The 15,051-nt window shown below is 67.8% G+C and carries 12 protein-coding genes; all 12 read left to right on the plus strand.

Translation table 11 applies throughout. The features are described 5' to 3' along the window. Positions 1 to 11 precede the first annotated feature (11 nt). A complete protein-coding gene (locus tag IB268_RS29515; RefSeq protein ID WP_192355224.1) occupies positions 12 to 1,172 on the plus strand; it encodes an acyl-CoA dehydrogenase family protein in 1,161 nt (386 codons plus the stop codon). Positions 1,173 to 1,199: 27 nt separating this feature from the next. After that, positions 1,200 to 2,249, plus strand: a complete 1,050-nt coding sequence (locus IB268_RS29520) for an acyl-CoA dehydrogenase family protein (protein ID WP_192355225.1) — start codon at positions 1,200 to 1,202, stop codon at positions 2,247 to 2,249. Positions 2,250 to 2,309: 60 nt separating this feature from the next. Next, positions 2,310 to 3,506, plus strand: coding sequence for a thiolase family protein (locus IB268_RS29525; RefSeq protein WP_175161851.1), 1,197 nt, complete (start codon positions 2,310 to 2,312; stop codon positions 3,504 to 3,506). A 41-nt stretch (positions 3,507 to 3,547) separates the two neighbouring features. After that, a complete protein-coding gene (locus IB268_RS29530; protein ID WP_175161853.1) occupies positions 3,548 to 4,678 on the plus strand; it encodes a CaiB/BaiF CoA-transferase family protein in 1,131 nt (376 codons plus the stop codon). A 179-nt stretch (positions 4,679 to 4,857) separates the two neighbouring features. Continuing rightward, positions 4,858 to 5,373 (plus strand): sigma-70 family RNA polymerase sigma factor, encoded by a 516-nt coding sequence (locus tag IB268_RS29535; RefSeq protein ID WP_192353512.1) that lies wholly within the window; start codon positions 4,858 to 4,860, stop codon positions 5,371 to 5,373. Beyond that, complete coding sequence (locus tag IB268_RS29540) at positions 5,370 to 6,326, plus strand: FecR domain-containing protein (RefSeq protein WP_192355226.1); 957 nt, start codon at positions 5,370 to 5,372, stop codon at positions 6,324 to 6,326. The genes IB268_RS29535 and IB268_RS29540 overlap by 4 nt, the downstream gene beginning before the upstream one ends. Positions 6,327 to 6,412: 86 nt before the next feature. Further along, positions 6,413 to 8,905, plus strand: a complete 2,493-nt coding sequence (locus tag IB268_RS29545; protein ID WP_192355227.1) for a TonB-dependent siderophore receptor — start codon at positions 6,413 to 6,415, stop codon at positions 8,903 to 8,905. Beyond that, positions 8,899 to 9,174: an iron transporter gene (locus IB268_RS29550; RefSeq protein WP_192353509.1), complete on the plus strand. Its 276-nt coding sequence runs from the start codon at positions 8,899 to 8,901 to the stop codon at positions 9,172 to 9,174. The genes IB268_RS29545 and IB268_RS29550 overlap by 7 nt, the downstream gene beginning before the upstream one ends. Beyond that, entirely contained in the window at positions 9,171 to 10,667 is a 1,497-nt protein-coding gene (locus tag IB268_RS29555; protein WP_192355228.1) for a PepSY domain-containing protein, read from the plus strand. Before IB268_RS29550 ends, IB268_RS29555 begins: the two co-directional genes overlap by 4 nt. 76 nt (positions 10,668 to 10,743) lie before the next feature. Next, a complete protein-coding gene (locus tag IB268_RS29560) occupies positions 10,744 to 11,664 on the plus strand; it encodes a LysR family transcriptional regulator (protein ID WP_125471094.1) in 921 nt (306 codons plus the stop codon). Between the two features lie 96 nt (positions 11,665 to 11,760). Then, on the plus strand, positions 11,761 to 14,049 hold the full coding sequence (locus tag IB268_RS29565) for an FdhF/YdeP family oxidoreductase (protein ID WP_192355229.1): 2,289 nt from the start codon (positions 11,761 to 11,763) through the stop codon (positions 14,047 to 14,049). Positions 14,050 to 14,055: 6 nt separating this feature from the next. Next, on the plus strand, positions 14,056 to 14,976 hold the full coding sequence (locus IB268_RS29570; RefSeq protein WP_192355230.1) for a bestrophin family protein: 921 nt from the start codon (positions 14,056 to 14,058) through the stop codon (positions 14,974 to 14,976). Positions 14,977 to 15,051 lie beyond the last annotated feature (75 nt).

Genomic DNA, 15,051 nt, shown 5'->3' on the forward strand with positions numbered 1-15,051 from the left:
CGGGGATCACATTGGGCGCTATCAACGAGGCACAGCGGCTTGCCGCGATTCCTGCGCAGGATGAGGCGTTGCGTCCGTCAGTGCGCGCCTTTCTGCGCGAGGCGCTGAAGGACATGCCGGCGGACCTACGGGCGCGCTCCTGGATGGGCTATGACGCGGAGTTCAGCCGCGCGCTGGCGAGGCAGGGATGGCTGGGCCTGACCTTGCCCGCCGCCTATGGCGGCGCGCAACGCAGCAATTTCGCCCGCTTCGTGTTGAGCGAGGAGCTGCTCGCGGCGGGTGCGCCGGTGTCGGCGCATTGGATCGCCGATCGCCAGACCGCGCCATTGATTCTGCATTACGGCTCGCAGGCGCAGCGCGACTTCTACCTGCCGCGCATCATCCGGGGCGAAGCCTTCTTTGCCATTGGCATGAGCGAGCCCGATACCGGATCCGACCTCGCCAGCGTGCGCACGCGCGCTACCCCTGATGGCGACGGCTGGCTGCTCAACGGCCGCAAGATCTGGACCACCAACGCCCACCGCTCGCATTACATGTGCGCGCTGGTACGCACCTCGGGCGTGCCGGAAGACCGGCACAAAGGGCTGTCGCAGATGATCTTCGACCTGTCCTTGCCCGGCATTGAAATTCGTCCGATCCGCGACATCGCGGGAGATGCGCATTTCTGTGAAGTCCTGTTCGACAACGTCCGCCTGCCGCGCGATGCGCTGGTAGGCGAAGAGGGCAGCGGCTGGCGGCAGGTCACGGCTGAACTGGCGCTGGAACGCAGCGGTCCGGAGCGGATCTATTCCAGCATGGTGCTGATGGACGGCTGGCTCGCGCATCTGCGCCGGGCTTCCTCGCCGGACGAGGCGCAGATCCGCCTGGCGGGGCGCCTGGCCGGGCGGCTGACGGTGCTGCGGGCCATGTCGCTGGCGGTGACGCAGCGCCTGAACGAAGGGGCCGACGCCAGTCTTGCGGCCGTGCTGGTGAAGGACCTGGGTACGGAGTTCGAACAGGCCGTGCCCGAATGGATAGGCCAGGCCTTGCGCGCGGACGCCGGTGCGGCGCCTGACGAGACGCTTGCTCGCACGCTGGCCTACCTGACCCTGATCAATCCGACCTTTTCACTGCGCGGCGGTACCCGCCATATCCTGCGCGGCATCATCGCGCGCGAGCTAGGCCTGCGCTAAGGCCCATCGAACACTGAAGGAGGGCCCATGCCGGCATCCATGCAGCAAGACCTGTACGACGAATTTGCGCGCGCCCTGGCTGGCTTGTGTCCGCTGGAGCGGGTCCGCGAGATCGAGGCGGCCGGCGAGGGCGCTGGGGCGGACAATCTCGTCGCCGATACGTGGCGGGACATCGATGCGCTCGGTTACGTGGACGCGTTGACGCCCGCGGAACTGGGCGGCGCAGGACTGTCGCTGGAGGACGCCGAGGGTTTGCTGCGTGCGGCGGGCGCCCTGGCGCTGCCTTACCCGCTGGCCGACACCATGCTCGCGCGCGCCTTGTTGCGCACCAGCGGCCAGACCGTGCCCGAAGGGCCCATCGCCCTGGCCCGAGCGCTGCCGGGGCCGCGCGGCCTGCGTTGCGTCCAGACGCCAGGAGCCGGACTGGCGCGCACCCTGTTGGTCCAGCGCGATGACGGCCTGTTGCTGGTGGCCGCGCCCGCCGCGTCGGACCCCGGCTTGTTCCGGCCGCGCGCGAGCGCCGCGCCCGAATGGGCGGACTCACCGGCGGTCCTTGGCCGCATCGCCTTGCCGGACGACGCCGTGCGGGCCTGGCGTGACGCCGCCGACGCCGCCGGAATAGCCGGCGCGATGCAGGCGGTGCTCGATCGCTGCGTCGCCTTTGTAGGCGAGCGCCAGCAGTTCGGCAAAGCGCTGGGGCGCTTCCAGGCGATCCAGCAAGAGATCAGCATGCTCGCGGAGCAGGTGGCATCCACCGCCATGGCAGCACGGCTGGCATGCGCCAGCGGGGCCCTGTTTCCCGACGCCACGCTTGCGGCCTGCGCGCGGCTGCGGGCAGGCGAAGCCATTCCACTGGTGTGCGCCCTGGCGCACGCAATACACGGTGCAATCGGGATCACCGAAGAGCTGGCCCTGGGCATATACACCACGCGGCTGCATGAGTGGCGCGCCGCCGGCACGAGCGAAGACGAGTGCGCCAGCCTGATCGGCAGGCAACTGCTGGCCGGCGACAGCCCGACCTTGCTGGACTTCGTGCGCGGCGTCATGTCGGCTGTGCCGGCGCGCGTTGCCGCGTAGCGCAAGGCGGACCGACAGCCGCGCATTCTTCGAACTCCCTTGCAATCGAGGTATCGACTCATGTCCAACCATTCAGATCCCGTCGTCATCGTCGGCGCGCAGCGCACGCCCATTGGCGCTTTTCAGGGAGCCTTGTCGCACTACACCGCGCCCGAGCTGGGCGCTCATGCGCTGGCTGCCGCAATCCGTCAGGCGGGTCTGGCGCCCGATGCCGCCCAGGAGGCATTGATGGGCTGCTGCCTGTTCGCCGGACTGGGGCAGGCGCCCGCGCGCCAGGCCGTGCTGGGCGCGGGGCTGCCAATCACGGTGCAGGCGACCACGCTAAGCAAGATGTGCGGCTCGGGCATGAAGGCCGTAACCCTGGCGCACGACATCTTGAGCGCCGGATCGGCGGACCTGGTGCTGGCCGGCGGGATGGAGTCGATGAGCAACGCGCCGCACCTGATACCCAGGGCGCGGCAGGGATACCGGCTGGGCGATGGGCAATTGCTGGACCATATGTACCGCGATGGCCTGCAGGACGCCTACGAAGGCCATCTGATGGGGCACTACGCCGATCTGGCGGCGCGCGAGCACGGTTTCAGCCGCGCCCAACAGGATATCTATGCGGAACAGAGCGTATTGCGGGCTCAGGGCAGCATCGCCTCCGGGGCTTTCGCGGCGGAGATTGCGCCCATCGCGGCGCGGAATCGCCGCGGCGTGGCGCCAGGCGCGCTCGTTGTCGACGACGAGACGCCGGGCCTTTGCGACGCGACGCGGCTGGCCGGTCTGAAGCCGGTATTCTCCACGGACGGCACGGTCACGGCCGGCAACGCGTCCTCGATCTCGGATGGTGCGGCCGCGCTGGCGCTGACGCGCCAAAGCCATGTGGCGGCGCTGGGACTGACGCCGCGCGCGCGTATCGTCGGACATGCCGCCGCAGCGCTGGCGCCGGGACAGTTCCCGGTCGCCCCGGTGCACGCTATCGCGCGTCTGCTCGACCGGGTGGGCTGGAGTCGCGACTCGGTGGACCTGTACGAGATCAACGAAGCCTTCGCGGTGGTTGCCCTGATCGCGCTGCGCGACCTGGGCCTGCCCGCCGAGCGGGTCAACGTCGAAGGGGGCGCCTGCGCGTTGGGGCATCCCGTGGGCGCGACCGGCGCGCGCATCATCGTCACGCTGCTGCACTCGCTCGAGCGGCGCGGCCTGCGCCGCGGCGTGGCCAGCCTGTGCCTGGGCGGAGGCGAAGCCACGGCCATCGCCATTGAATTGTGTTGATCCGGCGGCACATGCGCCGCCATGCATGGGGAGACGAACACATGGGACCTTTGGCTGGAATCAGGATCATCGAGCTGGCCGGCATCGGTCCGGGACCGATGGCGGCCATGCTGCTGGCCGACATGGGCGCGACCGTCCTGCGGATCGAACGCAAGGAGCCCGCCGACCTGGGGGTCAAGCGCGAGCTGAAGTACAACCTGCTGCTGCGCAGCCGGCGTTCCATCGCGCTGGACCTGAAGGACCCGCGCGCCGTCGCCCTGGTGCTGCGGTTGCTGCGCAAGGCCGACGGGCTGATCGAAGGATTCCGTCCCGGCGTGACCGAGCGGCTGGGCCTGGGGCCGCAAGCCTGCCTGGCGGAGAACCCCCGGCTGGTCTACGGCCGCATCACCGGCTGGGGGCAGGACGGCCCGCTGGCGCAAGTGGCCGGACATGACATCAACTACATCGCCGTCACCGGCGTGCTGGACGCCATCGGCCGCGCAGGCCAGCCGCCCACGCCGCCGCTCGCGCTGGTGGGCGATTTCGGCGGCGGCGGCCCCTATCTCGCATTGGGCATGCTGGCCGCCATCATCGAAGCGCGCCAGTCCGGGCAGGGCCAGGTGGTGGATGCCGCCGTGATGGACGGCGTGGCCTCGATGGCAACGGCGTTCTACGGCCTGGCCGCGTCGGGCGCATGGCAGTCCCAACGGGGCAGCAACATCCTCGATTCGGGCGCGCCGTTCTATGACGTGTACCCATGCGCCGACGGCCTATGGCTTTCGGTCGGCCCGATAGAACGCCGCTTCCACGAGCTGCTGCTGCGGCAGTTGGGCCTGGACGACAATGCCATCCGCGAACTGGGGGACCACCAGGACAGGAACACGTGGCCCCGTTTGCGGACGGTGCTGGCTGCGGCCTTCGCCCAGCGCAGTCGCGACGACTGGTGCGAAAGGCTGGCACATCTGGATGTATGCGTGGCGCCCGTGCAGACGCTGAGGGACGCCGCCATGCATCCGCAGGTCAGGGCGCGCGGCACGCTGCTGGAGGTGGACGGCATCACGCAGCCCGCGCCGGCTCCGCGCTTCAGCAGGACGCCCAGCGCCAGGCCGACGGCGCCGCAGCCGCCGGATGCCGAGGCTTTGAAAGATTGGCTGGATCCGGAGGACTTCGAGGCATACGGCAAAGCGCTTTGAAAGCGGCCGCCGCTGGCCGCGAGCTGGCGCAGGCTCCCAGTCCAATCCGGTTTCGTTCGCTCGATCGGCCGCGCCGGCCGGGGCCGTGCGATCGGAAACCGTGGATTGCCGGAGGGCGGATTTGTGGCGATAATTGCGATTAATTCCCATTATCGAAGTAATCCGACCACGTCCTCGCCATGCCTCCCCCCGACCCGACTTCCGCCGTCGCCGTGCAGCGCATCTACGACGCGCATCACGGCTGGCTGTTCGGCTGGCTGCGCCGGCGGCTGGGCAACAGCGCCGACGCCGCCGACCTGGCCCAGGACACGTTTGTCGGGTTGCTGAGCAGCTATCGCCGGCGCGCCATGCCGGAGTTGCAGGAGCCGCGCGCCTACCTGACCACCATCGCCAAGCGCTTGATGGTGGACCTGTACCGGCGCCATGCGCTGGAGCAGGCCTACCTCGACGCCCTCGCGGCCATGCCGGCGCGGCATGCGCCGTCGGAAGAGCAGCGCCTGATGGTGCTGCAGACGCTGCGCGAGGTGGACGCCTTGCTGGCGGCCCTGCCGGACAAGGCCCGGATCGCATTCCTGCTGTCGCAACTCGACGGCCTGACGTACGAGCAGATCGGCGTCGAGATGGGGGTGAGCGTGCGCACGGTCAAGCGCTACATGGCCGAGGCCTTCAAGCATTGCATCCTGGCGGCGTCATGACGGCAGCGACGGACGCCATCGATCCGAAGATCGCGGGCGAAGCCGCGGATTGGCTGGTGCGGTTGCATTCGGGGCGCTTCTCCGATGCGGACAAGCTGGCCTGTGAGCGTTGGCGCCAACGCAGCCCCGAGCACGACCGCGCCTGGACCCGGGCGCAGGCTGTCCTGGCCAAGTTCGGCGGCTTGCCGCCGGGGCTGGGGCGGGCCGCCATGGACGCGGACGCAACGCGACGCGCGGGTCTGCGGGTGCTGGCGGGGCTGATCGTGGGGGGGCCGGCGGGCTGGCTGGCATGGCGCACGGCGCCCTGGCAGAGCTGGACGGCGGACTACGCCACCAGCAGTGGCGAACGCCGGCAGTTCCAGCTGCCGGACGGCAGCGTGCTGGCGCTCAATACCGCCTCGGCGGTGGACCTGGACTATTCGGCGGAACAACGTCTGGTGCTGCTGCGGGAGGGCGAAATCCTGCTGCGTTCGGCCCATGCGGCGCCGCCGGACCCTCGGCCGCTGCGGGTGCGCACCGCCGAAGGCAGCGTGCAGGCCTTGGGCACGTACTTCGGCGTGCGGCAACTGGATGCGCGCAGCCGGGTCGCGGTGATCGAAGGGCAGGTGCGGCTGCAGCCGCGTGCGGCGGCGGCGGGCGTCGTGCTGGCGGCAGGGCAATGCGCCGAGTTTTCGGACCGTGAAGTCCTGGCGCCTCGCGCCTATGTCCATCCGCCGCAAGCCTGGCTGGATGGCGTGCTTTATGCGGACGACATGAGGCTGGCCGACTTCCTGAAGGAGCTGGCGCGCTATCGCCCGGGCCTGTTGCGCTGCGATCCGGCGGTGGCCGATCTGCGCATCTCGGGCGGGTTCCAGGTGGATGACACCGATGCGGTGCTGCTGGCGGTGTCGCGCAGCCTGCCGGTGCGGGTGGTTTCGCGCAGCCGCTACTGGGTCAGCGTGGCGCCGGCCTGACCGTGGCGCGCGGATTTTTGGCCCCTTTTTTCGCTTCGTCCGACAAGTCCATATAGCACCTTCGCTCGTACTTCGTCGGGATCAGCATGCTTTCAAGCAAGAACAACGCGGCCAGGCCAGCTTGCCGCACGAACCGCCGCGCCGCCGCTGGCGCGCTCTGCGCGGCACTGGTGGCAGTGGCGCCGGCCATCCACGCGCAGCCGGCTGCGAATACGTCCGGCGCAGCCGTCCAGGCACGGTTCGACATTCCGGCGGGCCCGCTGGGACCGGCGCTGTCGGCCTTCGCCGGGGTGGCTCGCATCAATCTTTCGTTCGACCCGGCGCTGGCCGAAGGCTTGCGCACGGCCGGGCTGCAAGGCGCATGGACGGTCGAGGCGGGGCTGGCCAAATTGCTGGCGGGCACGCCGTTGGCGGCGCGGCGCGATGGCGCCAATGTCTACACGCTGAGGCGCGTGCCCAACGAGCCGGCGGCAGTGCTGCCGGCGGTGCGGGTGGAGGGCACGGACGAGTCGGCCTACGGACCCGTAGCCGGCATCGTGGCGCAGCGCAGCGCCAGCGGCACCAAGACCGACACGCCCATCCTGGAGATCCCGCAGACGGTGAACGTGGTCACGCGCGACGAGATAACGATGCGAGGCGCGCGCAGCATCGTCGAGGCGCTGGCCTACACGCCGGGCGCCTATTCGCCGGGCGGCAGCGCCGATCTGCGCTACGACAACATCTACCTGCGCGGCGGCCACGCCGCGCGCAACAACCTGGACGGCGCCCGGCTGCCATTTGGCGCATACAGCTTTGGCATGCTGCAGATCGAGCCCTACGGGCTGGAGCGGGTGGAGGTGCTGAAAGGGCCGTCCTCGGTGCTGTACGGCCAGAATACGCCCGGCGGCCTCATCAATATGGTCAGCAAGCTGCCGACGCCGGCGCCCCAGCGCGAGATCGAGTTGCAGACCGGGAGCTATGGCCGGATCCAGGCTGCCGCCGATTTGAGCGGCCCGATGGACCAGGACGGACAGTGGAGCTATCGCCTGGTCGCATTGCAGCGCGATGCGGCCCAGTCCGCCCATTACTCGGAAGAGGACCGGACCTTCGTCGCTCCGGCATTGACGTGGCGGCCGTCGGCGGCCACCTCGCTGACCTTGCTGGGCTTCTATCAAAAGGACCACCAGGTGCCCATGTACGGCAATCTGCCGGCGGCAGGCACGCTTTACTCCAATCCCAACGGCCGCATTCCCCGCGACCGCTATACCGGCGAACCCGGCTGGGATACCTATGACCGGGAGCAGTACTCGGCGGGCTATCTGTTTTCGCACCAGTTCAACGACACCTGGACCGTCAGGCAGCAACTGCGCTACAGCCACATGCGGGGCGAGGCGCGCACCACCGTGGGCTATATGCTCAATCCGGTGGACATGCGCACCTGGTCGCGTTCGATGTCGCAGGGCAAGGGCACCGGGGCGACGCTGAACGTGGATACCCAGGCCGTCGCGCGCTTCAACACCGGCCAGGTCGGGCACGAGTTCCTGGCTGGCTTCGACTATCTGGACATGCGCGACACCTACCAGTTCGCCAACGTCATCGCCGGCGTGCCGCCGCTGGACCTCTACGATCCGGTGTATGGGCGGCCCCGGCCGGGCATCTCGGACCTGATTCCCCGCATCGATTCGCGCCAGCGCACCGAACAGTCCGGCGTCTACGCGCAGGACCAGATCTCGTACGGCAACTGGCTGCTGACACTGGGCGGCCGCTACGACATGGCGCGCGGCACGACCCGCAATCTGCTGACGTCCGGCAAGGTCGCGCAGAACGATTCGGCCTTTACCGGCAGGGCGGGCCTGACCTACATGCTGGAAAGCGGCCTGGCGCCTTATGTGGCGTACTCGACGTCCTTCGCGCCCACGGGAGGCACCGACTACGAGAGCAACCCATTCCAGCCGACCAAGGGCCGGCAGATCGAGGCGGGATTGAAGTACCAGCCGCCGGGCAGCGACAGCATGGTGACGCTGTCGGCCTATCAATTGACGCAAACCAACGTGCTGACCAGCGATACCACGCCGGGCCGTCCTCCGGGCTTCCAGCTGCAGGCGGGCGAGGTCCGCTCGCGCGGGATCGAACTGGAAGGCAAGGCCAGCCTCGCGCGCGGCTGGGACGTGATCGCCTCGTACTCCTACGTCGACGCCGTGGTGACCAAGAGTTCCAACGTCGACATCGTCGATGGCGCGCCGCAGTCGCGGCAGGGCAAGAAGCAGTACTACGCGCCGGCGCACCAGGCCGCGGCATGGCTGGCATACAAGGTGCAGGAGGGGCCGCTGCAGGGTCTGGGACTGGGAGCGGGCGTGCGCTACATCGGCGCCGACTGGGGCGATGCGGCCAACACCTTGCGCATTCCGGCGGTGACGCTGGTCGATGCCGCCCTGTCCTACGACCTGGGCCGGATGCAGCCCGCGATGCGGGGCATGACGCTGTCGCTGAACGCCAGCAACCTGTTCGACCGCACGTATGTGGGCACTTGCGTGACCACCACGTCGTGCACCTACGGCGCCGGGCGGCTGGTGTTGGCCACGCTGCGGTACGCATGGTGAGGCCGCACGGCAATTGGCGCGGCGTGACGGCGCGTGCGGGCGCGGCCACGCTGGGCGCCTATGCGCTGGTTTGGGCCGCTGTGGCAGCGGCGGCGCGACTGCCGCTGGCGCCTGCCGACGCCATCCTCTATCCGGCCTTGGCCGCCATTCCCGCGCACGTGGGCCTCGCGATATGGGCTTTCGCGGCCCGCAGCGTGGGTCGCGTGTGGCTGATCATTGCCGCAGGCTGCGCGGGCTGCTGGGCCATGGCGTGGGGAGCGGCGGCATGAACGCCTATCCGGAAGGAAGCCTGCGCCAGCGCATGGCCTGGCTGCATACCTGGGTCGGCCTGTTGTTCGGCTGGCTGGCGTTTGCAGTGTTCCTGACGGGCGCGCTCAGTGTCTACGCGCCTGAAATCAGCCTCTGGATGAAGCCGGAGAGTTCCGCGGCTGGTCGAGCGGACCAGCCGTCAACCCTGGAGCGCGCGCAAGACTGGCTGGCGCGCAATGCCGCGGCGGCGGCTTCCTGGCGCATCGAGCTGCCGGATGCGCGCCGTTCCCTGCTGGGGCTGTCATGGGAGGATGAAAAGGGCGGCGGCGCCGTGCTGCTCGATCCGGCCAGCGGGCGCGAGATCGTGCCGCGTGACACCGAGGGCGGCGACTTCCTGGTCGAGTTCCACTACAGCCTGCATGCTGGCCAGGCCGGCATCTGGGTGGTCGGCGCCTGTACCCTGGCGCTGCTGGCGGCGCTGGTTTCCGGCGTCATCGTGCACCGGCGCTTCTTCGCGGATTTCTTCCTGTTCAGGCCGCGTGCTTCGCCCGGCCGCGCGTGGCTCGATGCGCACAACGTCCTGTCGGTGCTGCCGCTGCCGTTTCATTGCATGATCCTGCTCACCGCCTTGAGCACGCTGTTGCTGGGCTATCTGCCCGCAGGCGTGCAAAGCCGCTATGGCGGCGACGTGGCGGCGATGGTGGCGGACGTGTTTCCGCAGCCGCCGGCCAGTTCGCCGCGCAGCGGTGCGAGCGCAATGCTGCCGCTGGCCGCCCTGGCGCAGCGCGCCGAGGCGGAACTGGGCGCGGGCAAGATCGCCGCGATCACGGTCAGGCAGCCTGGCACTCAAGGCGCGCTTGCGGATGTCTGGCGCCGGTACGATGACCGCCTGCTGGCCTTTCCCGACCGCGTCAGCCTGGATGCGGCGACGGGCCGGGTCGTCGATGCGCAAACCGCCTATCCTGGATCCTTGCAACTGATCCGGACGCTCGGAGGGCTGCACTATGGCTACTACGCCGCGCCGCTGCTGCGCGCGCTGTACTTCCTGCTGGCCCTGTCAGGCGCCGCCATGATCGCGACGGGACTGGTCCTGTACGCGGCGCGGCCGGCGGCGGCCGCCTCCCGCTTCGGCCGCGCTGCCCACCGGTTGAATGTGGCGATGATCTGCGGCCCGACGTGCGCCTGCGCCGCGTACCTGCTGGCCAATCGCCTGGCGTGGCCACATGCGGCGGGGTTGCATGAACGCGAGGTGACGGCTTTCTTTCTGGCATGGATGGTTTGCGGCGTGCATGCCTTGGTGCGAGGCGAGCGCCGCTTGTGGACGGAGCAATGGCGGGCGGCGGCGCTGCTATGGCTGGCCGTGGCTTCTGCCGATATGCTGGCGATGGCGTTCGACGAGAGCCTGAGGTCGGCTTGGGCACGGCCGCTGCATCTTGCGGTCTGGGTGGCAAGCATCGCCGCCGCCTGCGTCTTCGGCTACATGGCGCATCGCGCCAGCAAGTGCCGGGAGTAAGATCGGCCGCATGGCTTGCAAGCGGACCTGAACCGCTTTGCGCTATAAGCCGTGAAGTCGACGATGAAATCCGGGGATGTCCATGTTTATCCGTCAGCTCTCCTATCTCCTGGCCCTGGACAAATACCGGCATTTTGGACGGGCGGCGGAAAGCTGTCATGTCTCGCAACCCGCGCTGTCCAACGGCATCCGCGAACTGGAGCGCGAACTCGGAATCACGATCGTCAAGCGCAACCGGACCTTCGAAGGCATTACGCCCGAAGGCGAGCGGGTGATCCAATGGGTGCGGCAGGTGATGGCTTCGCTGGAGGGGCTGCGGCAGGAGGCCGATCTCGTGCGCAGCGTGCCGCAAGGCCACCTGGCGATAGGCGCCATTCCCACTGCCAACCATGCGGCGACGCTGCTCAGCGCCCAGTATCGGGAGATCCTTCCCCAACTGACGCTGGAAGTCACCTCGCTCAGCACTCCGGAAATCCTGCGCCGGCTGAAGGCCCAGGAAATCCAGTTGGGCATCCTCTATGAGCGGTCCGTGCTCGACAGCGCCGACTTTGACGTGATGCCGCTGTACGCCGAGCGCTACGTGCTGGTGGCGAACGAGCAGGCCTCCTTGCCGCGCCAATTGGATTGGTCGGAAGTGGGCGAACTTCCGCTCTGCCTGCTCAGCCCGGACATGCAAAACCGCCAGACCTTGAACAAATGTTTCGAGAGCGTGGAAGCCAAGCCGCGCGTGGTGCTGCAAAGCAACGACATCCGCGTGCTGCTGACGGAATGCCAGAGCGGGCGGGCATTCTCCATCATGCCCCTGAGCGCCTTGCCCGCCCAGTATGAAGGGGCCGGGCTGCTGGCGCATCCCATCATTCCCGAACACGCCGAGGACGTCTGCCTGGTCAGGCTGCGGCGCGACAAGCCGCCTGCCTTATCGGACGCCGCCTGGCAGATCGCCGGCCAAATGGACCTGGAGGCCGTCCTCAACCACTCGCTGGCGGCCAAACCTTGATAACCATGGATTATCAAAAGGTTCACAGGAAAAATTAGATCATTTCTTGTCGTTGCCGCATGCTGGCGGGAATTGGGCGCTTGAAGGAGACCAGCCATGAAACAACGACGTGAAGTACCCGGCATCCGCCCCTATGACGGTCCGGCGGGCGGCTGGGGGGCATTGAAGGCCACGGCCCAGGCCGTGCGGCAACAGATGGAAGTGGTGGAGGCCCCCGTCGTCCTGCTGCGTACCAACCAGCCGGCGGGTTTCGATTGTCCAGGCTGTGCGTGGCCGGACAAGGAGCACCGCTCCACGTTCCAGTTTTGCGAGAACGGCGCCAAGGCGGTTACCTGGGAAGCGACGAGCAAGCGCGTGACGCCGGATTTCTTCGCCCAGCACACGGTGTCTTCATTGCTGGCGCTGTCGGACTACGAGCTGGAGGACTTCGGCCGCCTGACTCACCCGATGGCCTACGACGCGGCCACGGACAAATTCGTTCCCGTATCGTGGGATGCCGCGTTCGAACGCATCGGCGAGGCGCTGCGCAGCCTGGACGCGCCTGACCAGGCCGAGTTCTATACCTCGGGGCGGGCCTCCAACGAGGCGGCCTATCTGTTTCAGCTGTTCGCGCGGGAATTCGGCACCAATAATTTCCCCGACTGTTCGAACATGTGCCATGAGGCGACCAGCGTGGGCTTGCCGCAGTCCATCGGCATAGGCAAGGGCACGGTCTCGCTGGAGGACTTCGACCATGCGGAGCTCATCCTTTCCATTGGCCATAACCCTGGCACCAATCATCCGCGCATGATGGGCACGCTGCACGAATTGGCGCGCCGCAAGGTTCCCATCATCGTCTTCAACCCCTTGCGCGAACGCGCTTTGGAACGCTTCGCCGATCCGCAGCGCATCGTGGAAATGGCGACCTTCAGCTCGACCAATATCGCCTCGACCTACTATCAGGTCCGGGCGGGTGGCGACGCAGCCGCGCTCAAGGGCATCATGAAGGCGCTGCTGGCGCTCGAAGCGCAGCGCGGCAACGTCCTGGATCGCCCGTTCATCGCGGAACACACGCTGGGCTTTGACGCGCTGGCCGCGGACCTGCACGCAACCTCCTGGGCCGACATCGAAACCGAAAGCGGCCTGCAGCGCGCCGACCTGGAGCATGTGGCCGAGGCCTACGCCAAGTCCAACGCCACCATCGTCACCTACGGCATGGGGATCACCCAGCACAACACGGGCACGGCCAATGTCAAGCTGATCGCCGACCTGCTGCTCATGCGCGGCAACTTCGGCAAGCCCGGCGCCGGCATCTGCCCCCTGCGCGGCCATTCCAACGTGCAGGGCAACCGCACTGTCGGCATCACGGAAAAGCCCAGCCCGGAGTTCCTGGCAAAGCTGCAAGCGGAGTTCGGCTTCACGCCGCCGCAGGGCCATGGCCATGACGCGGTGCAGGCCATGGAAGCGATGGTCGACGGCACCGCCCGAGCGCTCATCTGCCTGGGCGGGAACTTCGCCGTGGCCTTGCCCGATCCCGAACTCTGTTTCGCGGCCATGAAGGAACTGACGCTCAGCGTGCATCTGGGCACCAAGCTCAACCGCTCGCATCTGCTGGTGGGGCGCGAGACCTTCCTGCTGCCGGTGCTGGGACGCACCGAACTCGACGTCCAGGCCGACGGCCCACAATCGGTGACGGTGGAGGACTCGATGTCCATGGTCCACGCCTCGGCGGGCAAGCTCAAGCCGGCGTCCGCCGAGCTGCGCTCGGAACCGGCCATCGTCGCCGCCATGGCCCGGTCGACCTTGCCCCACAGCAAGGTCGACTGGCTGGGGCTGGTGCAAAACTACGATCGCATCCGCGACCTGATCGAGCGCACGGTTCCGGGTTTCGACGACTACAACGCGCGCATCCGCGTGCCCGGCGGCTTTCGCATGCCCTTGCCGCCGACCGAGCGCAAGTGGAACACGCCCACCGGCAAGGCCATGTTCTCGGTGTTCCCCGGCGTGCGCGAGCGTTATGAACCCTGGCCGGACGAGGTGCTGCGGCTGGTGACCATACGCAGCCACGACCAGTACAACACCACGATCTACGGATTGGACGACCGCTACCGCGGCGTCTTCGGCCGCCGCGACGTGCTTTTCATGAATCCGGAAGACCTGGCCGCGCAGGGCCTGGAGCACGGTGATCTGGTGGACATAGAAACCGTGTCGCGGAATCGGACGCTGCGGCTGGCAGGCATCACCGCGATTGAATACAGCATCGCGCGGGGCTCGGTCGCGGCCTACTATCCCGAGGCCAATGTCCTGGTTCCGCTGGACTATATCGATAAGGAATGCGGCACGCCTTCCTACAAGTCGATACCGGTGCGCATCCGCAAAGCCGCGCAGGGAGGCGCCCAAGCGTAAGCCGTCATGATCGTCCGCCCCGCATCCCGCTCTCCCTGGCTGCTGCTGTTCACGTTGAAGGGATCGATTGTTTCCATCATCTGGAAGCGCGTCGTCGCCATGATGCTGCTGGCCACCGCCGTGGTGCTGGCGGAGCATCGGCTGCCCTTGAGCGGGGTGGGGCTGGGCGCGGTGCCGTTGACGCTGGTCGGACTGACCCTGGCCATCTTCCTGGGGTTCCGCAACAGCGTGGCCTACGAACGCTGGTGGGAGGCGCGCAAGCTCTGGGGCGAGCTGCTCATCGTCATCCGCAACCTGACGCGGCAGACGCTGAGCCTTCCCGACGGCCTGCCCGCCGTGCGCCAGCGTGAACTGGCGCACGGCCTCATCGCCTATGCCCATGCCTTGCGGCACATGCTGAGGCAGAGCGATCCCAAGGAAGGCCTGCAGCCCTGGCTGCCCGCCGCTACTGCGACCCGCATCATGCAGGCGGAGAATCCGCCCAGTGTGCTTCTGGGCGACTTGAGCCAAGCCTATGCCCAGTTGCGGCGGGAAGGGCGGCTGGACAGCATCCTGCTCGCGGACATCGATGCCCAGATCACGCGGCTGTCATACATAGGCGGCGGCTGCGAGCGGATACGCAGCACGCCGATTCCCTTTGCCTACATCCTGCTGCTGCACCGGACCGTCTACATCTATTGCCTGCTGCTGCCGTTCTGTCTGGTTGGCAGCATAGGCTGGGTGACGCCGTTCATGGTAGGCGTGCTGTCCTACACGTTCTTCGGGCTGGACGCCCTGGGCGAGCAGATCGAGGAACCCTTCGACCGCCTGCCCAACAACCTGCCCCTGGATGCCTTGTGCCGCGGCATCGAGATCAACGTCGGGGAATTGCTGGGCGACAAGAATTTGCCGCCGCCGTTGTCGCCGCAGGACGGCGTGCTGTTCTAGCTGGCATCTTTTCCGATCGGGTACGGCGCGCGATGTTGGCCACGCAAGAATCCAGCGTTGCAGTGTTACCGCTTA

Origin of the sequence: Achromobacter sp. ACM01 (assembly GCF_014851745.1) — a bacterium.
Classification (GTDB): domain Bacteria; phylum Pseudomonadota; class Gammaproteobacteria; order Burkholderiales; family Burkholderiaceae_B; genus Achromobacter; species Achromobacter aegrifaciens.